The sequence below is a fragment of the Streptomyces sp. NPDC005533 genome (assembly GCF_042871845.1).
Taxonomy (GTDB): Bacteria; Actinomycetota; Actinomycetes; order Streptomycetales; family Streptomycetaceae; genus Streptomyces.
The window spans coordinates 120,932-143,806 of sequence record NZ_JBIAJH010000012.1 but is presented as its reverse complement, the minus strand read 5'-3'; the positions used below and the strand labels follow the sequence as shown (position 1 = coordinate 143,806).

General features: G+C 70.3%; 17 protein-coding genes. 11 read left to right on the top strand and 6 right to left on the bottom strand.

The window, feature by feature from the left end; all coding sequences use genetic code 11:
- Positions 1–40 precede the first annotated feature (40 nt).
- Positions 41–1,072 (top strand): alanine racemase, encoded by a 1,032-nt coding sequence (locus tag ACFYP3_RS15010; RefSeq protein WP_388831661.1) that lies wholly within the window; start codon positions 41–43, stop codon positions 1,070–1,072.
- Positions 1,073–1,081: 9 nt separating this feature from the next.
- Here ACFYP3_RS15010 and ACFYP3_RS15005 read toward each other — a convergent pair whose 3' ends face one another.
- Together ACFYP3_RS15005 and ACFYP3_RS15000 are read right to left on the bottom strand one after the other, a co-directional pair.
- The gene (locus tag ACFYP3_RS15005; RefSeq protein ID WP_388831659.1) at positions 1,082–2,542 is read right to left on the bottom strand and encodes a glycosyltransferase family 87 protein; all 1,461 of its coding nucleotides are present in this window, start codon (positions 2,540–2,542) and stop codon (positions 1,082–1,084) included.
- A 95-nt stretch (positions 2,543–2,637) separates the two neighbouring features.
- Entirely contained in the window at positions 2,638–5,247 is a 2,610-nt protein-coding gene (locus ACFYP3_RS15000) for a transglycosylase domain-containing protein (RefSeq protein ID WP_388831657.1), read from the bottom strand.
- Between the two features lie 274 nt (positions 5,248–5,521).
- Between ACFYP3_RS15000 and ACFYP3_RS14995 the strand changes: the two genes are divergently transcribed.
- From ACFYP3_RS14995 to ACFYP3_RS14985, 3 genes are all read left to right on the top strand, one after another.
- Positions 5,522–6,124 (top strand): PadR family transcriptional regulator, encoded by a 603-nt coding sequence (locus tag ACFYP3_RS14995; protein ID WP_030707740.1) that lies wholly within the window; start codon positions 5,522–5,524, stop codon positions 6,122–6,124.
- A 49-nt stretch (positions 6,125–6,173) separates the two neighbouring features.
- Positions 6,174–7,256 (top strand): inositol-3-phosphate synthase, encoded by a 1,083-nt coding sequence (locus ACFYP3_RS14990; RefSeq protein WP_030707739.1) that lies wholly within the window; start codon positions 6,174–6,176, stop codon positions 7,254–7,256.
- Positions 7,257–7,362: 106 nt separating this feature from the next.
- Positions 7,363–8,631 (top strand): MFS transporter, encoded by a 1,269-nt coding sequence (locus ACFYP3_RS14985; protein ID WP_388831654.1) that lies wholly within the window; start codon positions 7,363–7,365, stop codon positions 8,629–8,631.
- 65 nt (positions 8,632–8,696) lie between these two features.
- Here ACFYP3_RS14985 and ACFYP3_RS14980 read toward each other — a convergent pair whose 3' ends face one another.
- On the bottom strand, positions 8,697–10,163 hold the full coding sequence (locus ACFYP3_RS14980; protein ID WP_388831652.1) for a CCA tRNA nucleotidyltransferase: 1,467 nt from the start codon (positions 10,161–10,163) through the stop codon (positions 8,697–8,699).
- A 185-nt stretch (positions 10,164–10,348) separates the two neighbouring features.
- On the opposite strand from ACFYP3_RS14980, the gene ACFYP3_RS14975 reads away from it, so the two are divergent.
- From ACFYP3_RS14975 to trxA, 7 genes are all read left to right on the top strand, one after another.
- Positions 10,349–12,613 (top strand): DUF6049 family protein, encoded by a 2,265-nt coding sequence (locus ACFYP3_RS14975; RefSeq protein ID WP_388831650.1) that lies wholly within the window; start codon positions 10,349–10,351, stop codon positions 12,611–12,613.
- Positions 12,614–12,659: 46 nt separating this feature from the next.
- Positions 12,660–14,834 carry a murein biosynthesis integral membrane protein MurJ gene (gene murJ, locus ACFYP3_RS14970; protein WP_388831648.1) on the top strand — a complete coding sequence of 725 codons (2,175 nt, stop codon included), beginning with the start codon at positions 12,660–12,662 and terminating at the stop codon, positions 14,832–14,834.
- 117 nt (positions 14,835–14,951) lie between these two features.
- A complete protein-coding gene (locus ACFYP3_RS14965) occupies positions 14,952–16,685 on the top strand; it encodes a protein kinase family protein (RefSeq protein ID WP_388831646.1) in 1,734 nt (577 codons plus the stop codon).
- A 97-nt stretch (positions 16,686–16,782) separates the two neighbouring features.
- Positions 16,783–17,478: an RNA polymerase sigma factor SigM gene (sigM, locus tag ACFYP3_RS14960; protein WP_388831644.1), complete on the top strand. Its 696-nt coding sequence runs from the start codon at positions 16,783–16,785 to the stop codon at positions 17,476–17,478.
- Positions 17,475–18,395 carry a hypothetical protein gene (locus tag ACFYP3_RS14955; protein ID WP_388831642.1) on the top strand — a complete coding sequence of 307 codons (921 nt, stop codon included), beginning with the start codon at positions 17,475–17,477 and terminating at the stop codon, positions 18,393–18,395. Before sigM ends, ACFYP3_RS14955 begins: the two co-directional genes overlap by 4 nt.
- A gap of 124 nt (positions 18,396–18,519) precedes the next feature.
- On the top strand, positions 18,520–19,485 hold the full coding sequence (gene trxB / locus ACFYP3_RS14950; RefSeq protein ID WP_388831640.1) for a thioredoxin-disulfide reductase: 966 nt from the start codon (positions 18,520–18,522) through the stop codon (positions 19,483–19,485).
- A 50-nt stretch (positions 19,486–19,535) separates the two neighbouring features.
- On the top strand, positions 19,536–19,871 hold the full coding sequence (gene trxA / locus ACFYP3_RS14945) for a thioredoxin (RefSeq protein WP_388831638.1): 336 nt from the start codon (positions 19,536–19,538) through the stop codon (positions 19,869–19,871).
- A gap of 62 nt (positions 19,872–19,933) precedes the next feature.
- Here the strand turns inward: trxA and ACFYP3_RS14940 are convergent, their stop codons facing one another.
- The 3 genes from ACFYP3_RS14940 to ACFYP3_RS14930 form a co-directional block, all read right to left on the bottom strand.
- Entirely contained in the window at positions 19,934–20,551 is a 618-nt protein-coding gene (locus tag ACFYP3_RS14940; protein ID WP_388831636.1) for a GNAT family N-acetyltransferase, read from the bottom strand.
- A gap of 102 nt (positions 20,552–20,653) precedes the next feature.
- Entirely contained in the window at positions 20,654–21,745 is a 1,092-nt protein-coding gene (locus ACFYP3_RS14935; protein WP_388831634.1) for a ParB/RepB/Spo0J family partition protein, read from the bottom strand.
- Positions 21,742–22,830 (bottom strand): ParA family protein, encoded by a 1,089-nt coding sequence (locus ACFYP3_RS14930; protein WP_078892725.1) that lies wholly within the window; start codon positions 22,828–22,830, stop codon positions 21,742–21,744. Before ACFYP3_RS14930 ends, ACFYP3_RS14935 begins: the two co-directional genes overlap by 4 nt.
- Positions 22,831–22,875: the final 45 nt, after the last annotated feature.

The window sequence follows — 22,875 nt, the reverse complement described above, 5'->3', positions numbered from 1 at the left end:
CCTGACCCCCGCTGTTATCGAGAAAGGTGCCGGACGGGCCATGGCGCTCACGCTCTACGTCGACACCGCGCGCTGGCGTGCGCACCAGAAGCAGATCCAGGACCAGTTCCCCGGGATGATCCCGGTCTGCAAGGGCAACGGTTACGGCTTCGGCCACGAGCGGCTGTGCGAGGAGGCGACCCGCATGGGCGCCGACGTGCTCGCCGTCGGCACGACGTACGAGGCCGCGAGCATCAAGGACTGGTTCGGCGGCGACCTGCTCGTCCTCACCCCGTTCCGGCGGGGCGAGGAGCCGGTGCCGCTGCCGGACCGGGTCATCCGCTCGGTGTCGTCGCTGGACGGGGTCCGCGGTCTGGTCGGCGCCCGCGTGGTCATCGAGTGCATGAGCTCGATGCGCCGCCACGGCATCTCCGAGCAGGATCTGGGCCAGCTGCACGGGGCCATCGAGGACGTCCGGCTGGAGGGCTTCGCCCTGCACCTGCCGCTGGACCGCCCGGACGGCTCGGACGCCGTCGAGGAGGTCATCGGCTGGATGGACCGGCTGCGCGCGGCCCGGCTGCCGCTGCACACCATGTTCGTCAGCCACCTGAAGGCCTCGGACCTGGCACGGCTGCAGCAGCAGTTCCCGCAGACCCGCTTCCGGGCCCGCATCGGCACCCGGCTGTGGCTGGGCGACCACGAGGCGACCGAATACCGCGGCGCCGTCCTCGACGTCACGCGCGTGGCCAAGGGCGACCGGTTCGGCTACCGCCAGCAGAAGGCCGCCTCCGACGGCTGGCTGGTCGTCGTCGCGGGCGGTACCTCGCACGGCGTCGGCCTGGAGGCCCCCAAGGCCCTCCACGGCGTGATGCCGCGCGCCAAGGGCGTCGCCCGGGCCGGGCTGGCCACCGTCAACCGGAACCTGTCGCCGTTCGTGTGGGCGGGCAAGCAGCGCTGGTTCGCGGAGCCGCCGCACATGCAGGTGTCGATCCTGTTCGTGCCCTCGGACGCGACCGAGCCGAAGGTCGGCGACGAGCTCGTGGCGCACCTGCGCCACACCACCACGCAGTTCGACCGGGTGCTCGACGCCTGAGCCGGCCCGTCAGTCCTCGGGGTCCAGGCCCCAGTCGACCCGCTGTCCCCCCGAGGGCGCCGCGTACCGCGGCGCCCTCGCCGCGTCCGACAGCACGAACACGTCCTCGGCCCCGTCCAGGACGCCGCCCGACGGGTCGTCCGAGCCGTCGCGGCGCACGACGTCCCGCTCGGGCAGCAGGATGTCCCGGACGACGACCGCGCACAGGTACAAGGTGGCCAGCAGGTGGGCGGCGATCGCCAGTTGGTAGCCCTCCACGGGCAGACCCTGGTGCTTGTCCCCGCTGCTCGTGTAGGCGAGGTAGAACCAGATCCCGAGGAAGTAGACGATCTCGCCGGCCTGCCAGATCAGGAAGTCCCGCCACCGCGGCCGGGCCAGCGCGGCGAGCGGGATGAGCCACAGCACGTACTGCGGCGAGTAGACCTTGTTGCACAGGATGAAGGCGGCGACGACCAGAAAGGCCAGCTGCGCGAACCGGGGCCGCCGCGGGGCGGTCAGGGTGAGCAGGCCGATCGCCCCGCACAGCAGGAGCGTCAGCCCCGTCGCGTACGTGTTGGCGTCTTCCAGGGGGTTGCCCGAGCGCTGTGAGATCAGCAGCCACACGGAGCCGAAGTCGATGGGCCGTTCCTGGCTGAAGGTGTAGAACTTCGTCCAGCCGTCCCAGGCGAAGAGCATGACGGGCAGGTTCACCAGGAGCCAGGCCCCGGCCGCGCCCAGGACGGCCGCGCCGAATGCGCGCCACTTCCCGGCCCGCCAGCAGAGCACGAACAGCACCCCGAGCAGCAGGACGGGATAGAGCTTGGCCGCGGTGGCCAGGCCGATCAGGACGCCGAAGAGGACCGTCCGCCCGCGGGACCACATGAGCATCCCGGCGGCGGTCAGGGCGATGGCCAGCAGGTCCCAGTTGATCGTCGCCGTCAGGGCGAAGGCGGGCGCGAGCGCGAAGAGCAGGGCGTCCCAGGGCCGGCGGCGGTGGGTGCGCGCGACGCACACGGCGATGACCGCCGCGCAGGCCATGAGCATGCCCGCGTTGACCATCCAGTACATCTGTTCGCGGTGCTGCATGGAGCCGCTGCCGGGGGTCAGCCAGGAGGCGATCTCCATGAAGAGCCCGGTGAGCACCGGGTACTCCAGGTACTCCATGTCGCCGGGCAGCCGGTCGAAGTAGGGCGTCAGGTTGTCGGCGAAGCCGCGTACCGCGTACAGGTGCGGGATGTCGGAGTAGCAGGCGTGCGTGTACTGCGAGCCCGCGCCCCGGAACCACGCCCAGTCGTAGCAGGGCAGCTTCTGCACCATGCCGAGCGCGAACATGCCGATGGCGAGGAGGGCCACGACGCGGACCGGCCCCAGCCAGTGGCCGCCGAGCCGGGCGTAGCGGCCGAGCGGGCCTCCGATGAACTCGCTGCCGGCTGCTGCGACCTCGTCCTGCTGCGTCGGCAGTACGGGACGGTCCTCGTGCACCTGGGTCATGGGGGCCATCCTGCCGTACGGGGCGGGACACGGGGGAAGGCCGCCGCACCACTCGGTGCGACGGCCTTCCTGTGTTCACGGGGCGGTGGGGCGGATCAGTCCGGGACGGCGCCGGCGGTTGCTCCGTTGGTGGGGCAGGGGCGGCCGGGTCGGCAGCTGTTCGACGGGGACGGTGATCCGCTGGCCCCGCCCTGGGTGCCGGCGATGATCCCCGAGGTGCCGCCGTTGTTCGTGCCCCCGTTGGTCGTGCCGCGCGTGGGGTCGTCCGGGTCGCAGTACAGCTCCCACGGCTTGCAGGACGGCTTGCCGCCCTTGGACGGGGTCGGGGACGGCGTCGGGGAGGCCGGCGGGGTCGTCGACGGGGACGGGGACGGCGAAGCGGGGGCCGACGGCGTGGGGGAGGGGGCACCCGCGGAGTCGGCGGTGACGCCGACGTCGTCGGGCTCCGGGAACTCCTTGATCGGGGCGTCCTTGAGCGCTTCGCGCATGTACTGGGTCCAGATCTCGGCCGGGATGTCACCACCGTGGATGGACGGGATGGCGCCCACGCCGTTCATGGACTGCAGCTTGCGGTCCTGCGAGTTGGGGTCGGTGCGGAAGAGGACGACGGAGGTGGACAGCTCCGGGGTGTAGCCGACGAACCACGCCGACTTGTTCTCGTCCGTGGTACCGGTCTTGCCCGCGGCGGGCCGGCCGAGCTTCTTGGCCTCCTTGCCGGTGCCGTTCTTGACGACGTTCTGCAGGACCTTGGTGATGTTGTCCGCGACGGCGTTGTCCATGGCCCGCTGGGGCTTGGGCGCCTCGAAGCCGGGGAGCTTCTCGCCGTCCTTCTCGACCTCGGTCACCGAGTAGGGCTCGTGGTGTGTGCCCGAGGCGGCGAACGTGGCGTACGAGTCGGCCATCCGGATGGCGCTGGGGGTGGAGGTACCGAGGGCGGACGAGGCGTCCGTGTTCGGGTTGATCGACTCCTCGAGGATGCCGGTGGCCTTGGCGAGGTCCCGCACCTTGGTGTGGCCGACGTCGAAGATCAGCTGGGCGAACGGGACGTTGATGGACTTCTCCATCGCCTCGTTGAGGGTGACGTATCCGTAGGCGGTCGGGCTCTCGTTCTTCTGCTTGAACGGGTTGCCCTTGGCGTCGCGCAGTGGCTTGCCCTCGCGGTTGTTGATCACCGTGAGGTCGTTGGCCTGGTACTTGCTGTCGGCGGAGATGCCCCGGCCGTTGGAGTTCTGGGTCCCGTACTGCATGGCCGCCGCGAGCACGTACGGCTTCCAGGTCGAGCCGACCGGGACACCGCTGGTGTTGGCGTTGTTGCTGAAGTACTTCTGGTCCCAGCCCGGGCCGCCGTACAGGGCGACGAGCGCCCCGGTCTTGACGTCCACGGAGGCTCCGCCGAACTGGACGAAGGTGTCGGTGTCGGGCCGCTTCTTCTCGTCGATGAAGCCGTCGCGAGCGTCCGCCACGGCCTTGGCGAGCGCCTCCACCCTCGGCTTCTCGAAGGTGGTCTTGATCCGGTAGCCGCCCATCGCCATCTGCTCGACGGTGATGCCCTTGGTCTTCATGACGTACGCCTTGGCCGTGTCGACCAGGTAGCCGATCTGGCCGGTCATGCCGCGGGCCTGCTCCGACTCGACGCGGGCGGGGAAGTCCGAGTCCTTGTACTTCGCCCGCTCGGTCTTGTCCATCCGGCCGACCTCGACCTGGCGGTCCAGCACCCAGGCCCAGCGCTTGCGGGCCCGGTCCTCGTTGAGTTCGGGAGTGGCCGCGGGGCCGATGCCGCCGTCCGGGTTGTAGAGGTTCGGGCCCTTGAGCACGGAGGCCAGGAAGGCGCACTCGGAGGGGTTCAGGTCCTGGCTGTCCTTGCCGAAGTAGGCACGGGCCGCGGCCTGGATGCCGTAGGCGTCGCGTCCGTAGTACGCGGTGTTGAGATAGCCCGCGAGGACCTTGTCCTTCGGCTCGGAGACGCCGAGCCTTATCGCGATGAAGAGCTCGGTGACCTTCCGCTTGAGCGTCTGGTCGGAGTCCAGGTAGGTGTTCTTCACGTACTGCTGGGTGATGGTCGAGCCGCCCTGGGTGGAGCCGCCCGTGCCCATGTTCCAGACGGCGCGGGCGATGCCCATCGGGTCCACGCCCTTGTCCGTCTCGAAGGACTCGTTCTCCGCCGCGATCACGGCGTCCCTCATCGAGCGGGGGATGCTCGAGATGGGGACGATCTGCCGGTTCATCGAACCGCCCGTCGCCACCATCTGGCTGCCGTCGGCCCAGTAGAAGACGTTGTTCTGCGCCTTGGCCGCCTTGTTCGGGTCCGGCGTACTCACCATGGCGATACCGATGCCGGCACCGGCGATGATCACCGCGAAGAAGCCCAGGGTGGTACCGGAGACCAGCTTCCAGGAGGGCACGAAGCGCTTCCAGCCGTCCCGGTCGGACCGCGGGTAGTTGATCAGCCGCTTGTCGGGGCGGCCCGCGCCGCGAGCGGCGTTCGCGGCGCCTCGTCCGCGGCCCCCGGACCCTCTCTGGGCAGCCCGGCGCGCCTCGGCACGACTGGCCGGCGCGGGCTCCTGCGGGTACGGGCCGCTGTGCGACGCGGTGGGGACGTCCCGTCCGGCCGGGGCGCCCCTGCCGGGGCGCTGCTGGGCGGCGCGGCGGGCTGAAGCCCGCCCACCACCCTGGGGCTGCGGCGGTTTGCGGCGGTGCTCGCTCATCGAACGACTACTCCTCGGGCAGGCGAGTGGCCTGGAAGCGGCAGGTGAATTCCGGTTCCCCCGGTGTCATGGCCCACAGACTACGCACGCTCAAAACCCGACCAGTGCCGAAGTTCACCCCAAATCAGGCAAGTCCACTGCTGCGAATTGGTGATGTGACACCGGTCACCAGATCACCCCTTGTCGATCAGGGCGGCCCGTTCTATCGTCTGGATGTATCGAGTCGATACATCAGCTCGGCATAAAGACCCAGGGGCGGAGGAGAGGAAGGCGGATGAGCAGACGCTCAGGCATCCTCGAGTTCGCCGTCCTCGGCCTGCTGCGCGAGTCCCCCATGCACGGCTATGAGCTGCGTAAGCGGCTCAACACCTCACTGGGGGTGTTCCGAGCCTTCAGCTACGGGACGCTCTACCCCTGCCTCAAGACGCTCGTCGCCAACGGCTGGTTGATCGAAGAACCGGGCAACGCTCCGGAAGACGCTCTCGCCGCTTCACTCGCAGGGCGCCGCGCCAAGATCGTCTACCGGTTGACGGCCGCGGGCAAGGAGCACTTCGAGGAGCTCCTCTCCCACACGGGCCCCGACACCTGGGAGGACGAGTCCTTCGCCGCCCGCTTCGCCTTCTTCGGCCAGACCGAACGAGACGTGCGCATGCGGGTGCTGGAGGGCCGCCGGAGCCGGCTGGAGGAGCGTCTGGAGAAGATGCGCGCCTCCCTCGTCCGTACGCGGGAGCGCCTCGACGACTACACGCTCGAGCTGCAGCGGCACGGCATGGAGTCCGTGGAGCGCGAAGTGCGCTGGCTGAACGAGCTCATCGAGAGTGAGCGGGCGGGACGGGATCGGAGACGGTCCGGCCCGTCCGACGAAACTGAAAAATGAGGCCTGCATCTCGCAGACCTCGTCCGAGAACAAACAGGGAGCAACCGGAATGGGTTCGGTTCGCGTAGCCATCGTCGGCGTAGGCAACTGCGCCGCCTCGCTGGTGCAGGGCGTCGAGTACTACAAGGACGCCGACCCGGCGGCCAAGGTCCCCGGTCTGATGCACGTCCAGTTCGGCGACTACCACGTGCGTGACATCGAGTTCGTCGCCGCGTTCGACGTCGACGCGAAGAAGGTCGGCCTCGACCTTTCGGACGCCATCGGCGCCAGCGAGAACAACACCATCAAGATCTGCGACGTCCCGAACGCCGGTGTGACCGTCCAGCGCGGCCACACCCTGGACGGCCTGGGCAAGTACTACCGCCAGACGATCGAGGAGTCCGCCGAGGCCCCGGTCGACGTGGTCCAGGTCCTCAAGGACCGCGAAGTCGACGTCCTGATCTGCTACCTGCCGGTCGGCTCCGAGGCGGCGGCGAAGTTCTACGCCCAGTGCGCCATCGACGCCAAGGTCGCCTTCGTCAACGCCCTCCCGGTCTTCATCGCCGGCACCAAGGAGTGGGCCGACAAGTTCACCGAGGCCGGTGTCCCGATCGTCGGCGACGACATCAAGTCCCAGGTCGGCGCCACCATCACGCACCGCGTGATGGCGAAGCTGTTCGAGGACCGCGGTGTCCGTCTTGAGCGCACCATGCAGCTCAACGTCGGCGGCAACATGGACTTCAAGAACATGCTCGAGCGCGACCGCCTCGAGTCGAAGAAGATCTCCAAGACGCAGGCCGTCACCTCGCAGATCCCCGACCGTGAGCTCGGCGAGAAGAACGTCCACATCGGCCCGTCCGACTACGTCGCGTGGCTCGACGACCGCAAGTGGGCCTACGTCCGCCTCGAAGGCCGTGCCTTCGGTGACGTCCCGCTGAACCTCGAGTACAAGCTCGAGGTGTGGGACTCCCCGAACTCCGCCGGTGTCATCATCGACGCCCTGCGCGCCGCGAAGATCGCCAAGGACCGCGGTATCGGTGGCCCGATCCTGTCGGCCTCCAGCTACTTCATGAAGTCCCCGCCGGTGCAGTACTTCGACGACGAGGCCTACGCGAACGTCGAGAAGTTCATCAAGGGCGAGGTCGAGCGCTAGTCGAACCCCAAGGGTCCGCGAGGACACCTGGACTTCGACTGTTCTTCCGCGGAGGGTCCCCGGGCAATATGCCCGGGGACCCTCCGCGTATGTGACCCTTGCCCTCATGCCTGTCGTACGTGATCTGCGCGTACTCCTGCGCCTCAGGGACTTCCGCAACCTGCTCGCCGTACGGCTGCTCTCCCAGGCGGCGGACGGCGTCTACCAGGTCGCCCTCGCCACCTACGTGGTCTTCTCCCCGGAGAAACAGACCTCGCCGGCGGCCATCGCCTCCGCCATGGCGGTGCTGCTCCTGCCCTACTCGGTGATCGGTCCCTTCGCAGGGGTGCTGCTCGACCGCTGGCGCCGGCGTCAGGTCTTCCTCTACGGCAACCTGCTGCGCGCCTTCCTCGCCTGCGTCACCGGGATGCTGATCGTCGCGGGAGTACCCGACTGGCTGTTCTACGCCTCGGCGCTGTCCGTGACCGCCGTCAACCGCTTCGTGCTGGCCGGGCTCGCGGCCTCGCTGCCCCGCGTCGTCGGCCCCGACCAGCTGGTCACCGCGAACGCGCTCTCCCCCACCGCGGGCACCCTGGCGGCGGTCGCGGGCGGCGGGCTGGCCTTCCTCGTCCGGCTGCTGGCCTCCGACTCCAACGCCCTCGTCGTCCTGCTCGGGGCCGGGCTCTACCTGTGTGCGGCCCTCGTCTCCCTGCACCTGGCCATCGGCCTGCTCGGGCCCGACCACCCCCCTGGCCGGGTCCACCCCTCCGTCGCCGAAGGGGTCGCCCTCACCGTGCGGGGCATGGCCGAAGGCCTCAGGCACCTGGCCGGCCGGCGCGAGGCGGCCCGGGCGCTCGCCGCGATGACCATGATGCGGTTCTGCTACGGCGCCCTGTTCGTCATGCTGCTCATGCTGTGCCGCTACTCCTGGTCGGACAACGAGGCCGACGGGCTGGCCCTGCTCGGCGTCGCGGTCGGCGCCTCCGGGGCGGGGTTCTTCGCTGCCGCCGTCGTGACCCCCTGGCTGGCGGGCCGACTGGGCACGCTCGGCTGGATCACGGCCTGCTCCGCGGGAGCCGCGGTCCTGGTGCCGGCCCTCGGCCTGTTCTTCGCCCCCGGGCCGATGCTGGTCGCCGCCTTCGTCCTCGGCCTCGCCACCCAAGGGGCCAAGATCGCCACCGACACGGAGGTGCAGTCCCGGGTGGACGACGACTTCCGCGGCCGCGTCTTCTCCGTCTACGACGTGCTCTTCAACGTCGCCTTCGTGGGAGCGGCGGCGGTGGCCTCCCTCATGCTCCTCACCGACGGGCGCTCGGTGGCCCTGATCCTCTGTGTGTCCGCCCTCTACGCCGCGACCGCGCTGCTGCTGGGCCGGCAGGAGCGACGCCTCGTCTGAGGACGCCCCCGACCGACGGCCGGCGTCGATGTTTCACGTGAAACATCGACGCCGACGGGCCTTCCTCAGGCCTGCGCGGCCCACCACTCCTTGAGCGCGGCGACCGCGGCGTCACGGCCCATCGGGCCGTTCTCCAGCCGCAGCTCCAGCAGGAAGGCGTACGCCTTGCCGATCACCGGACCCGGGCCGACGTCCAGCACCTGCATGATCTCGTTGCCGTCCAGGTCGGGCCGGATCGCGTCCAGCTCCTCCTGCTCCTGCAGCTGCGCGATGCGCTCCTCCAGCCCGTCGTAGGTCCGGGAGAGGGCGTTGGCCTTGCGCTTGTTGCGCGTGGTGCAGTCGGACCGGGTCAGCTTGTGCAGACGCTCCAGCAGCGGGCCGGCATCGCGGACGTAGCGCCGCACCGCGGAGTCGGTCCACTCCCCGTCGCCGTAGCCGTGGAAGCGCAGATGCAGCTCCACCAGCCGGGACACGTCCTTGATCATGTCGTTGGAGTACTTCAGCGCGGTCAGCCGCTTCTTGGTCATCTTCGCGCCCACCACCTCGTGGTGGTGGAAGGAGACGCGGCCGTCGCTCTCGAAGCGGCGGGTGCGGGGCTTGCCGATGTCGTGCAGCAGGGCCGCGAGGCGCAGCACCAGGTCCGGGCCGTCCTCCTCCAGGGCAATCGCCTGCTCCAGGACGATCAGCGAGTGGTCGTAGACGTCCTTGTGCCGGTGGTGCTCGTCACTCTCCAGCCGCAGCGCGGGCAGCTCGGGCAGCACCCGGTCCGCCAGCCCGGTGTCCACGAGCAGTCCCAGACCGCGGCGCGGGTTGGCCGACAGGATCAGCTTGTTCAGCTCGCCCTGGACCCGCTCCGCCGAGACGATCTCGATGCGGTCGGACATCGCCTTCATGGCCGCCACGACCTCTGGGGCGACCTCGAAGTCCAGCTGCGCGGAGAACCGCGCCGCCCGCAGCATCCGCAGCGGATCGTCGGAGAACGAGTCCTCCGGCGTCCCGGGGGTGCGCAGCACTCCGGCGGCCAGGTCCTCCAGGCCCCCGTGCGGGTCGATGAACTCCTGCTCGGGAAGGGCCAGGGCCATGGCGTTGACCGTGAAATCGCGCCGGACCAGGTCCTCGTCGATCGAGTCGCCGTAGGAGACCTCGGGCTTGCGCGAGGTGCGGTCGTAGGCCTCCGAGCGGTACGTCGTCACCTCGATCTGGAAGTTCCGCACGACGTCCCCGACGCGGGCGCTCTTCTGCGCCCCGACGGTGCCGAAGGCGATGCCCACGTCCCACACCGAGTCCGCCCACGGCCGGACGATCTTCAGCACGTCCTCGGGGCGGGCATCGGTGGTGAAGTCGAGATCGTTGCCGAGACGCCCGAGCAGCGCATCGCGGACGGACCCGCCGACCAGGGCGAGGCGGAAGCCCGCCTCCTGGAATCGGCGGCCGAGCTCGTCGGCGACAGGGGCGACCCGCAGCAGTTCACTGACCGCGCGGCGCTGCACCTGACTCAGGGCACTGGGGGTGTCTTCGTTGGCGTTCGGCACAACAGAAAAGGGTACGTGCCCGGCCCACCGGGAGCCGCCCCGTTTTGCGCGACCCCGGTAGCCGGCCGCCCCGGGGCCGGGCCGATCATGTGGAGCAAGGCGCGGCACTCGCACACAGCGGGCCTCGTTACCATGCGTGGACGCACAAAAGACGAGCACTGACACTTCGAGGAACGGGCTAGCGCGTGGCCGAGGCGGCAGACATCCAGGGGGCGTCCCCCGCTCCTGTCCGGCGCCGCTGGCTGCGGCGCGCGATCGTCCTGCTCGCCGGGACGCCCGTGATGGCCGCTCTGGTCTACTCTCCCGCCCCCGAGGCCCAGGCGGTCCAGGCGACCGGTGTGGACGTCCAGCTGACCTCCATGACCCCTGCCGCGCCGGTCAAGGGGGACACCCTGACGATCTCCGGCACCGTGGTGAACACCGGCTCCGAGACGATCAACGACGCGCACGTCGGCCTGCGGGTCGGGCCCGCGCTCGCGGACCGGTCCTCCATCGACGAGGCCGCGGAACGCAACGGGTTCCGGGCCGGCGCCGACCCGGGCGAGATCGATCCGGCCTACGCCGTGAAGATCGCCTCGCTGCCGTCGAAGGTCCACCAGGACTTCACGCTGACCGTCCCGGTGAACAAGCTCGAACTGGACAAGGACGGGGTCTACCAGCTCGGGGTCTCCCTGTCCGGGGCGACCGAGAGCCGCCCGTCCGAACAGGTCCTGGGGATCAAGCGCACCTTCCTGCCCTGGCAGCCGGAAGCCGCCTCCAAGCGCTCCCAGCTCACCTACGCGTGGCCGCTGATCTCCACCACCCGCGTGACCGCGGAGACCGGCTCCGACGAGCTGCAGACCCCCGTCTTCCTCGACGATTCCCTCGCCGACGAGCTCAAGCCCGGCGGCCGCCTGGAGCAGATGGTCACCCTCGGCAAGGACCTGCCGATCACCTGGGTCATCGACCCCGACCTGCTCTACACCGTCGACGCGATGACCAAGGGCTACCGGGTCCGCACTCCGGGCGGAAAGCCCGTCCAGGGGAAGAACAAAGCCGTCGCCGAGCAGTGGCTGAGCTCCCTGGAAGCCGCCGTCCAGGGCAAGAAGGTCGTCGCCCTGCCCTTCGCGGATCCCGACCTCGCCTCCCTCGCCCACCACGGCAAGGACGTCTCGGGCACCCTGGGCCAGCTGCGCCCCGCCACCGACAAGGCGAAGCAGGCTGTCGAGACCGTCCTGCACGTCACGGCGTCCACCGACTTCTCCTGGCCGGTGGACGGGGCCATCGACCCCTCGATCGTCAACGTCGCCACCTCGGCCGGCGCCCACAACGTCCTCACCCGCAGCGACAGCCTCGTGGAGAGCGGAGCGCTCGGCTACACGCCGTCGGCCGCCCGGCCCATCGGCGCGGGCACCACCGCCGTCGTCGCGGACGCCGAACTGTCCACCGCCTTCGAGGGCGACATGCTGAACGCCGGGACCTCCACCCTGGCCGTGCAGCGGTTCCTCGCCCACAGCCTCGCCCTCAACCTGCAGAAGACCGACGAGCAGCGCAGCTTCGTCGTCGCCCCGCCGCGGATGCCCACCGTCAGCCAGGTGCAGACGATGGCAGCGGCCGTACGCGGGCTCCAGGCGGGCCGGTGGACGCAGCCCGGGGACCTGGAGGCCGCGGCCGCCGCCAAGCCCGATCCCGGCGCCGCCACCCAGGTGCCGGGCGCCGGTCAGTACCCCGAGGCCCTGCGCAAGCAGGAGCTGCCGGTGTCGGCCTTCGAGAAGATCCGCTCCACACAGAACAGCCTCGACCACTTCAAGGTGATCCTGGCCGCGCCCGACCGCGTGGAGATCCCCTTCGGCAACACCACCAACCGGGAGATGTCCACGTCCTGGCGCGGGCGTCCCGAGGAGGCGCGCCTCTACCGGGACCAGGTGCAGGACTACCTGATCGGTCTCACCGAGAAGGTCAAGGTCATCCCCAAGTCCGACGCCACCCTGTCCGGACACAGCGCCACCATCCCGGTCAGCGTCCAGAACAGCCTCGTCCAGGACGTCCACGACCTGGTCCTGCGGGTGAAGTCCGCCAACCCGACGCGCCTGATGTTCGGCGACAGCGGCCAGGCGGAGCAGCAGGTGACCGTCCAGGGCGACCACACCCAGACCGTGAAGTTCACCGCCAACGCGACCGCGAGCGGTCCGGTCGAGGTCACGGCGCAGCTCTTCACCAAGGACGGCGTCCCCTACGGGAAGGAACGACGGTTCACCGTCGAGGCCACCGAGATCACCCCCACCGTGATGCTCGTCATCGCCGGCGGTGTGCTCCTCCTGGTCCTGGCGGGCATCAAGATGTACGCCAGTCGCAAGCGCGTCGCAGCCCGCGCGGCCGCCGAGGAGAGCACGCAGCCGAGTGACGAGTCCACGGACACCGGACCGCAAAGCACCGAGGGGTCCGGCACGGGTGAGACAGTGGACCGTTGAGCGATGCCGTGGCCGGTCGGCCTGGGGACGATGAGGTGGGGTTTCGATGAACGCGCCGTACGACGGTGAACGCGCGCAGGGCACTGGTGGGCCCGCGCCCTCCCAGGGCACTGCCCCGGGCACCCCGGTGCCCGGGCAGGTTCCCGCGCCTGCGCCCGCGCCGGAACGCGACCCGTATGTCCAGGATGCCTACGACTACGACCCGTACCGGGCCCAGGACCTGTCCGCCCAGGACCCCGTCGCCGAGGTCCTCTACGACCGCGCCTCGCACCCCCCGCCGCCGCCCGGCACCTTCCAGGAGCCCGGACCGCTCTACGCGGCGCCGACCGCGCCCTCGTACTCCCCCGACCCGCGCGTCTGGGCCCAGACCCCGCCGCCCGAGCCGGACGGCCCCTCCCGCCACCTGCCGTACGGCGACCACGCGACCACCACCCAGTTCGTCGGCGTCGACTCCCTCGTCACCCAGGCCGCGGACGAGCAGCCGGAACCCGATGCCTTCGCTCACCTCTACCGGGACCAGGAGGCGGCGCCCCGCACCCCCGCCGAGGAAGCCCCCGTCGCGGCGCCGGCACCGAGCAAGCCCGCCGGACGCGCCTCCAGCCTCCTGAAGTCCAGCGCGCTCATGGCCGCCGGCACGATCGTCTCGCGCATCACCGGCTTCGGCCGGACCCTGGTCATCGCCGGCGCGATCGGCGTGGGCACGTTCAACGACACGTACCAGATCGCCAACACCCTGCCCACGATGATCTACGTGCTGGTCGGTGGCGGCGCCCTCAACGCCGTCTTCATCCCGCAGCTGGTCCGGGCCATGAAGAACGACAAGGACGGGGGAGAGGCGTACGCCAACCGGCTGCTGACCCTCGTCGTGGTCCTGCTGGCCGCCATCACCACCATCTGTGTCCTGGCCGCACCGGTGTTCATCACGATGATGTCGCCGAAGATCGCCTCCGACCCGCAGCAGATGGAAGTGGCCGTCGCGTTCGCCCGCTACTGCCTGCCCACCATGTTCTTCATGGGCATCCACGTGGTGCTCGGTCAGATCCTCAACGCCCGCGGCCGGTTCGGCGCCATGATGTGGACCCCGGTCCTCAACAACATCGTGGTCATCGCCACCTTCGGCGCCTTCATCTGGGCCTTCGGCGGCTTCACCACCTCCGGGGTCAACGCCACCACGGTGACCAGCGACGGGGTGCGCCTGCTGGGTGTCGGCACGCTGCTCGGCCTCACCGTCCAGGCCCTCGCGATGCTGCCCTACCTCCGCGACGCAGGCTTCCGGCCGCGCCTGCGCTTCGACTGGAAGGGCCACGGCCTCGGCAAGGCCGCCCGCCTGGCCAAGTGGACGTTCTTCTTCGTCCTCGCCAACCAGATCGGCCTCGTCGTCGTCACCCAGTTCGCCACCTGGGCTGGATCCGTCGCCGAGAAGCAGGGCCACTCCGGTACCGGCATCACCGCCTACAACTACGCGCTGCTGCTGTGGCAGATGCCGCAGGCCATCATCACCGTCTCCGTCATGACGGCCGTGCTGCCCCGCATCTCCCGCTCGGCCCACGACGGGGACGCCGCCGCGGTCCGCGACGACATCTCCTACGGGCTGCGCACCTCGGCGGTCGCGATCGTGCCGTGCGCCTTCGCGTTCCTCGCCCTCGGCGTGCCGATGGCCACCCTGCTGTACGCCGGCTCGGGCTCGGGCGCTCAGAACATCGGCTACATCCTGATGGCCTTCGGCCTCGGGCTGATCCCGTACTCCATCCAGTACGTCGTCCTGCGCGGCTTCTACGCCTACGAGGACACCCGGACGCCCTTCTACAACACGGTCATCGTCGCCGCCGTCAATGCGGCGGTCTCCGCGGCCTCCTTCTTCGTGCTCCCCGCCCGCTGGGCGGTCGTCGGCATGGCCGCCGCCTACGGTCTCGGCTACACCGTCGGCGTGGGCGTCGCCTGGCGCCGGCTCAAGACCCGCCTCGGCGGCGACCTCGACGGCGCCCACGTGATGCGCACCTACGCCCGCCTCACCGGCGCCTGCGTCCCGGCCGCCGCGGTGGCCGGTGCCGTCGCCTACGCGGTCACCCAGTGGCTGGGCAGTGGAGTCGCCGGTTCCGCCGCCGCCCTGGTGACCGGAGGCATCGCCCTGGCGGCCGTGTTCCTCATCGCCGCCAAGCGGATGCGGATCGAAGAGCTCAACGCGATGGTGGGAATGGTCCGCGGACGTTTGGGGCGCTGATGCGCACAACCGTCGCCCCCGTTCGTGTGTCGTGCATAGCGTCGGACTGTGGGCACAATTGGCATGGCTTCGCAGACTGGCCTACAGCGCGCAACGGATGGGGAGGCAGGAACGACGGTGGCGGAACGTAGCACGGCTGCCGTCGACGTGGCCGACAGCAGCGGCGATGAGCCGCTGGCCGCGCAAGCGGCAAAGGCCACGTCCGACGGGGTGGACACCCAGAACGGACGAGCCGCGGACGGACCCATGCCCGACAAGGACGGCGAACGCACCAAGGCGGCCCCCGCGGCCGCACCCGAACTCCACAGCGGCCACAAGCTGGCCAGACGCTACCGGCTGGAGGAGTGCGTCACCCGTGTGGACGGCTTCAGCAGCTGGCGCGCGATGGACGAGAAACTGCGGCGGGCCGTCGGCGTCCACCTGATGCCCGCCGACCACGCGCGGGCACGCTCCGTCCTGGCCGCCGCGCGCTCCTCCGCACTCCTCGGCGACCCCCGGTTCGTCCAGGTCCTCGACGCCGTGGAGGAGAACGACCTCGTCTACGTCGTCCACGAATGGCTGCCCGACGCCACCGAGCTCACCGCACTCCTCGCCGCAGGCCCCCTGGAGCCCCACGAGGCCTATCAGCTCGTCAGCCAGGTCTCCCAGGCCATGGCCGCCGCCCACCGCGAAGGACTGGCCCATCTGCGGCTGACGCCCAGCGCGATACTGCGCACCTCCACGGGCCAGTACCGGATCCGCGGCCTCGCCGTGAACGCCGCCCTGCGCGGCATCACCAGCGAGACCCCGCAGCGCGCCGACACCGAGGCCATCGGCGCCCTCCTGTACGCCGCCCTCACCCAGCGCTGGCCGTACGAGAACGACGCGTACGGCCTCGCCGGCCTGCCCAAGGGCGTGGGCCTGATCGCCCCCGACCAGGTCCGCGCCGGTGTCCACCGGGGTCTGGGCGAACTCGCCATGCGGGCGCTGGCCAACGACGGGGCCACCGCCTCCCGCCAGGAGCCCGCCTGCACGAGCCCCGAGGAGCTGGCCAAGGCCGTCGCCGCGATGCCCCGCATCCGGCCGCCGGAGCCCGCCTTCACGGCCCCGCCGGAGTACCAGCACACCACCTACCAGCAGGGCAACTACGGTCGCCCCACGCCTCCCGGTGCCCACACCACACAGGTCCGGCCCGTACAGCCGCCGCCTCCCCCGCTGCAGAGCCGTACCGGCAAGGCCCTCAAGTGGGGTGTCGCCGCCCTGCTCATCGCCGCCCTCGGCCTGGGCAGCTGGCAGCTGGCCGACGCCCTCCTGGGCCGCAACAACGGCGGCACCAACGGCCCGAACCAGACCCAGACCGATTCCGAGGACGACCCGAAGCCCGTGACGCTGGGCAAGCCCCTGACCGTCAACGGCGTCTCCGTGTACGCACCCGGTGGGGACCCGCTGAAGCCGGAGGACGCGGCCAAGACGGTCGACAACGACCCGTCCACCAGCTGGATCACCCCGCGGTACGACGGCTACGCGAACTTCGGAAACCTCGAGAAAAACAACCGCAGGGCCGGTAGCGGCATCATCGTCGACCTCGGCAGCGTGCAGGAGGTGGCGGGCATCGACGTGACCCTTTCCGCCCCCGGGCACAAGCTCCAGGTCCGCGCCGCAGCGCCCGACGCCTCCTCACCGACGTCGCTGGCCAGGTTCCCCGAGCAGATCGCCGAGGAGAAGACCGTCGAGAAGAACCTCGCGGTCACGCTCGGGCACACGATCAAGACCCGCTACATCCTGATCCACATCACCGCGCTGCCCCCCGAGGGGGGCGACAGCTACCGCGGCGGCATCAGCGAGATCAAGATCCTCGGTGCCAACCCCTAGGTCCCGTCCACCCTCGCGGGCCCGCTGCGCTCCGGCACGGCGGGCCCTCGTCATTCCCCCGCCCAAGCCGTAATCTCCCTCCCGGAGGCGAGGTGTGATGCACGACGCGACGACCGGCGACGCCAGTGACGCGGACCTGCTGGCCCGGCACGTGGCCGGCGATCCCGACGCGTTCGGGGAGGTCGTGCGACGGCACCGGGACCGGCTGTGGGCCGTGGCCCTGCGAACCCTCGGAGACCGCGAGGAGGCCGCGGACGCCGTGCAGGACGCCCTTGTCTCCGCCTACCGGGCCGCCCACACCTTTCGCGGGGAATCCGCCGTCACGACCTGGCTGCACCGCATCACGGTGAACGCCTGCCTCGACCGCGCGCGGAAGGCAGCCTCCCGCAGGACCTCTCCCCTCGACGACACGGACCGCCTGGAGCGGCTCCTGGAGCCCCACGAGTCCGCCGAGGCCCCCGCGGAGCGCCAGGACCTCCACCGCCAGCTGCTGGCCGCCCTCAGCACCCTCCCGGCCGATCAGCGGGCCGCGCTGGTCCTCGTCGACATGCAGGGATACCCCGTCGCCGAAGCCGCCCGCATCCTCGAGGTCCCCACCGGCACGGTGAAGAGCCGGTGCGCACGCGGCCGGGCGAAGCTCGTCCCCCTCCTCACTCATCTGCGCACGAATGCCGGGGATAACACCGCCATCGAGCGGGGAAGGAACCGGTCGCCGGGTCCACCCGTCCCACCAGCGGCAGAACCCAGGCATGCAGACCCAGACGCTGTGAAGGGCGGAGGTGGACGACCGTGAGCCCCACAACCGGCACGACCGGCACGATCCGGCACCCGGACGTCTCGGAGATCTCCGACCTGACCGAAGGTCTCCTCTCCCCGTCCCGGACCGCGGAAGTCCGCCGCCATCTCGACGACTGCGCCCTGTGCGCCGACGTCCGCGACTCCCTGGAGGAGATCCGCGGGCTCCTCGGCACTCTTCCGGGGCCGGTCCGGATGCCCGGTGACATCGCCGGCCGCATCGACGCGGCCCTCGCCGCCGAGGCCCTCCTCGACGCCACCCAACCCCGGATCCACGCCGCGCCCGACGCACAGCCGCGCACCCCGAGCCGCGATGTTTCACGTGAAACATCGCCCGCCGGTCACCCGTCCGGCCCAACCGGCCCGGGCCGACGCCGCGCCCGCCGTCGGATCGCCGTGCTCTCGGGCCTGGTCGGAGCCGCCGCCTGCGCCCTCGGCCTCTTCCTGTTCGGCGACTTCTCCGGCACTCCCACGGGTGACACGGCCGCCCGTACGGAGACCCCGAGTTCCGCGGATCGGGGCGCGGCCGTCGCGCGCGGCGGTGACTACACGGCCGAGGGACTCCAGGACACCGTGCGCGGGCTCATCGCCACCCACGGCGCCAAGACCGCTCCGGGGGAGCAGAACAACACCTACGGCATGGAGAACACGGCTCCGGCCCCGGGCGTCGCCCCTGGTGACAAGCGGGCGGCGGCGTCCGTCCCCGACTGCGTCCAGGGCGCCACCGGCCGCCCGGAATCCCCGCTCGCCGCCGAGCGCGGCACCTACCAGGGCGCCGGCGCCTACCTCCTCGTCCTCCCGCACCCGGACGACTCCGCGCGCGTGGACGCCTACCTGGTCGACTCGGGGTGCGAGAACAACGGCTCGGCCACCACCGGAAAGGTCCTCCTGACGCGCACCTATCCCCGGAGCTGACGGGTTCCGCTCCACGGTGGGACGGGCGGGGAATGCATGCGCCGTAGGATCCGTTGGGTGGGGTGAGAGTCCGCACCGGCCCCCGGTAGGCAGCACGCAGTCCGCAGAGACGAGGAAGAAACCCGTGAGCGACGTACGAAACGTGATCATCATCGGCTCCGGGCCGGCCGGTTACACCGCCGCCCTGTACACCGCACGCGCTTCGCTCAAGCCCCTGGTCTTCGAAGGCGCGGTCACGGCGGGTGGCGCGCTGATGAACACCACCGAGGTGGAGAACTTCCCGGGCTTCCAGGACGGGATCATGGGCCCGGACCTCATGGACAACATGCGCGGTCAGGCCGAGCGCTTCGGTGCCGAGCTAGTCCCGGACGACATCGTGGCCGTGGACCTCAGCGGTGAGATCAAGACCGTCACCGACACCGCCGGCACCGTGCACCGCGCCAAGGCCGTCATCGTCACCACCGGCTCCCAGCACCGCAAGCTCGGCCTGCCCAACGAGGACGCCCTCTCCGGCCGCGGCGTCTCCTGGTGCGCCACGTGCGACGGGTTCTTCTTCAAGGACCACGACATCGCCGTCGTCGGCGGCGGCGACACCGCGATCGAGGAGGCCACCTTCCTCTCGCGCTTCGCCAAGTCCGTCACGATCGTCCACCGCCGTGACAGCCTGCGCGCCTCGAAGGCCATGCAGGACCGCGCCTTCGCCGACCCGAAGATCAAGTTCGCCTGGGACAGCGAGGTCGCCGAGATCCACGGCGACCAGAAGCTCTCCGGCCTCACCCTGCGCAACACCAAGACCGGTGAGACCTCCGCGCTGCCGGTGACCGGCCTGTTCATCGCCGTCGGCCACGACCCGCGGACCGAGCTGTTCAAGGACCAGCTGGACCTCGACGAGGAGGGCTACCTCAAGGTCGACGCGCCCTCCACCCGGACCAGCGTCACGGGCGTGTTCGGCGCCGGCGACGTCGTGGACCACACGTACCGTCAGGCCATCACCGCTGCGGGCACGGGTTGCTCCGCCGCCCTGGACGCCGAGCGCTTCCTCGCCGCCCTCGCGGACGTCGAGAAGGCGACCGCGACCGCCACTGTCTGACCGCTTCACCCCACACACACCCCACCCCGCAGGAAAGAAGGAGGCCCGCCGTGGCTCTCAAGACCGTGACCGACGCTGACTTCGACGCCGAGGTCCTCAGGAGCGAGAAGCCCGTACTGGTGGACTTCTGGGCCGAATGGTGCGGACCGTGCCGCCAGATCGCGCCGTCTCTCGAGGCCATCGCCGCCGAATACGGCGACCAGATCGAGATCGTCAAGCTCAACATCGACCAGAACCCGGCCACGGCCGCCAAGTACGGCGTGATGTCCATCCCGACGCTGAACGTCTACCAGGGCGGCGCGGTCGCCAAGACGATCGTCGGTGCCAAGCCGAAGGCCGCCATCCTGCGTGACCTCTCGGACTTCGTCCAGGTCAAGACCGCCTGACGCACAGCGTTTCACGTGAAACGGGACCGCCCCTGGGGGCGGTCCCGTTTCGCATACCCCGCTCAGAGCGGCCGCAGTGCCGGTTCCTTGCGCGCCGCGCCCAGCAGCCGGTCCAGCGCCAGCTCCACGTCTTCCTTCCAGGACAGCGTCGACCTCAGCTCCAGTCGCAGCCGGGGATGCACCGGATGGGGCCGTACGGTCTTGAATCCCACGGCCAGGAGATGGTCCGCGGGCAGCAGACACGCCGGACCCTCCCAGCGGGCGTCCCCGAACGCCTCGATCGCCCGGAAGCCGCGCCGCAGCAGGTCCTTCGCCACGGTCTGCACCATGACCCGCCCCAGACCCTGCCCCTGATACCCCGGCATGATCCACGCAGTGATCAGCTGCACTGCGTCCGGCGAGACCGGGCTGGTCGGAAAGGCGGTGGCCCGTGGCACGTACGCCGGCGGCGCGTACAGCACGAACCCCACCGGAACCTCGTCCACATAGACCACGCGGCCGCAGGATCCCCACTCCAGAAGGACAGCGGAGATCCACGCCTCCTTCTCCAGTGCCGGAGTGCCCGCCTTCATGGCGGCCTCACCGCTGACCGGGTCCAGTTCCCAGAACACACAGGATCGGCAACGTCGCGGCAGATCCTGGAGGTTGTCCAGCGTGAGCGGTACCAGCCGACGACCCATGACCGCATCGTATCCACTGGCCCCCCGTTCTTCGACAGCACGGCGAAGGGGCGGACCGCGCCGGTTCGCACCAGCACGACCCGCCCCTCGGCGGCCTTGGGATCACTCCCCGGAAAGACCCTGCTCCAGCACCCGGCCCTCGCCCGGCGCCAGCGTTCCGAGAATCCGCTCCAGATCCTCCATCGACGCGAACTCGACGGTGATCTTGCCCTTCTTCTGGCCCAGGTCCACCTTCACCCGGGTCTCGAACCGGTCCGACAGCCGCGTCGCCAGCTCGCTGAGCGCCGGAGCCAACCGGGTACCGGCGCGCGGGCCCTTCGGCTTCACCCCGCTCGAAGGCTCCGAGGCCATCAGAGTCACGATCTCCTCGACCGCGCGGACCGACAGGCCCTCGGCCACGATCCGGTGCGCCAGCCGGTCCTGCTCCTCGGAGTCCTCCACCGAGAGCAGTGCCCGCGCGTGCCCGGCCGAGAGCACGCCCGCGGCCACCCGGCGCTGCACCGACGGCGACAGCTTCAGCAGCCGCAGGGTGTTCGACACCTGGGGACGCGAACGCCCGATCCGGTCCGCCAACTGGTCGTGCGTGCAGTTGAAGTCCTGGAGCAGCTGGTCGTACGCCGCAGCCTCCTCCAGCGGGTTCAGCTGAGCCCGGTGCAGGTTCTCCAGCAGCGCGTCCAGGAGCAGCTTCTCGTCGTCCGTCGCCCGGATGATCGCCGGAATGGCCTCCAGCCCGGCCTCCCGGCAGGCACGCCAGCGCCGCTCACCCATGATCAGCTCATAGCGACCAGGGGCCGACTGTCGCACCACCACCGGCTGGAGCAGGCCCACCTCCTGGATGGAGGTCACCAGCTCGGCGAGCGCGTCCTCGTCGAACACCTCGCGGGGCTGCCGCGGGTTCGGTGTGATCGCGTCCATCGGAAGCTCCGCGAACGTCGCTCCCGCCACCCCGTTGGTCTCGGCCGGCACCGGATCCGCCTCTTGCGCCGGGACGACCGCGAGCGATGTTTCACGTGAAACATCCGCCTGCGCCAACGAAGCGAGCTTGGCCGCCGCCACCCCCCGCTCCGACGTCATGACCGGCACCGCCGACGGAGACGTCGAACCGGCACTGATCACCGGCGGCGTCTTCTCCTGCGGGGCCGCGGGAATCAGCGCACCGAGCCCCCGCCCCAGACCTCTACGTCGCTCGCTCACTGGATCCCCTCCGCCACACTCTGCGTGCTGTTCATGCCCGCGCCCAGATGGGCGTGCTGGGCGTCGTACTGCATTCCGACCCCTCGATACGCGATCTCTCGCGCCGCCTCCAGATAGGAGAGGGAACCGCTCGATCCCGGGTCGTACGTGAGCACCGTCTGCCCGTAGCTCGGCGCCTCGGAAATGCGCACCGATCGGGGGATGCTCGTCCGCAGCACCTCCTTGCCGAAGTGGCTGCGCACCTCCTCCGCCACCTGCGAGGCCAGCCGGGTCCTGCCGTCGTACATGGTCAGCAGGATGGTCGACACGTGCAGCGTCGGGTTGAGGTGGGCCCGCACCAGGTCGACGTTGCGCAGCAGCTGGCCCAGGCCCTCCAGCGCGTAATACTCGCACTGGATCGGGATCAGCACCTCCGCGCCGGCCACCAGCGCGTTCACCGTCAGCAGCCCGAGTGAGGGAGGACAGTCGATCAGGATGTAGTCGAGGGGCTGCTCGTACGCCTGGATGGCCCGCTGAAGCCGGCTCTCCCGCGCCACGAGCGACACCAGCTCGATCTCCGCGCCCGCCAGATCGATCGTGGCCGGAGCGCAGAAGAGCCCCTCCACATCCACGACCGGCTGGACGACCTCCAGAAGAGGCCGGCTGTCCACGAGTACGTCGTAGATCGACGGCACGTCCGCGTGGTGGTCGATGCCCAGGGCCGTGGAAGCGTTGCCCTGCGGGTCGAGGTCGACCACGAGGACCCGCGCCCCGTGCAGGGCGAGGGAGGCCGCCAGGTTCACGGTCGTCGTGGTCTTGCCCACGCCGCCCTTCTGGTTGGCGACCACGATGACACGGGTCTGCTCCGGCCGGGGCAGCCGCTCTCCGGTACGACCCAGCGCCTCGACCGCCTGCTGGGCGGCTCGGCCGATGGGGGTGTCGTTGTCTACAAGGGGCGGAGGCAATGTTTCACGTGAAACATCGTCTCCCGCCGATTCAGAGCGGGGACCGGGGACCGGATCGGCCATCGGCCCCGCGAGGTTGGCGTCGGACCGCACGGTGTCACTCTCCTCGACATCAGGCTCGCGATGAACAGAGCCTGCCATGTCACCGGGGTCGCGAACCAGCGGGGCCCGTACTCCTGTGGATGA

What these genes read in the sequence shown, in the direction of transcription:
- ACFYP3_RS14930 (WP_078892725.1), bottom strand. Translation starts at nt 22,830, where the DNA reads ATGGCAGGCTCTGTTCATCGCGAGCCTGATGTCGAGGAGAGTGACACC.
- murJ (WP_388831648.1), top strand. Translation starts at nt 12,660, where the DNA reads ATGAACGCGCCGTACGACGGTGAACGCGCGCAGGGCACTGGTGGGCCC.
- ACFYP3_RS15010 (WP_388831661.1), top strand. Translation starts at nt 41, where the DNA reads ATGGCGCTCACGCTCTACGTCGACACCGCGCGCTGGCGTGCGCACCAG.
- ACFYP3_RS15000 (WP_388831657.1), bottom strand. Translation starts at nt 5,247, where the DNA reads ATGAGCGAGCACCGCCGCAAACCGCCGCAGCCCCAGGGTGGTGGGCGG.
- ACFYP3_RS14990 (WP_030707739.1), top strand. Translation starts at nt 6,174, where the DNA reads ATGGGTTCGGTTCGCGTAGCCATCGTCGGCGTAGGCAACTGCGCCGCC.
- ACFYP3_RS14940 (WP_388831636.1), bottom strand. Translation starts at nt 20,551, where the DNA reads ATGGGTCGTCGGCTGGTACCGCTCACGCTGGACAACCTCCAGGATCTG.
- ACFYP3_RS14995 (WP_030707740.1), top strand. Translation starts at nt 5,522, where the DNA reads ATGAGCAGACGCTCAGGCATCCTCGAGTTCGCCGTCCTCGGCCTGCTG.
- ACFYP3_RS14985 (WP_388831654.1), top strand. Translation starts at nt 7,363, where the DNA reads ATGCCTGTCGTACGTGATCTGCGCGTACTCCTGCGCCTCAGGGACTTC.
- ACFYP3_RS15005 (WP_388831659.1), bottom strand. Translation starts at nt 2,542, where the DNA reads ATGACCCAGGTGCACGAGGACCGTCCCGTACTGCCGACGCAGCAGGAC.
- sigM (WP_388831644.1), top strand. Translation starts at nt 16,783, where the DNA reads ATGCACGACGCGACGACCGGCGACGCCAGTGACGCGGACCTGCTGGCC.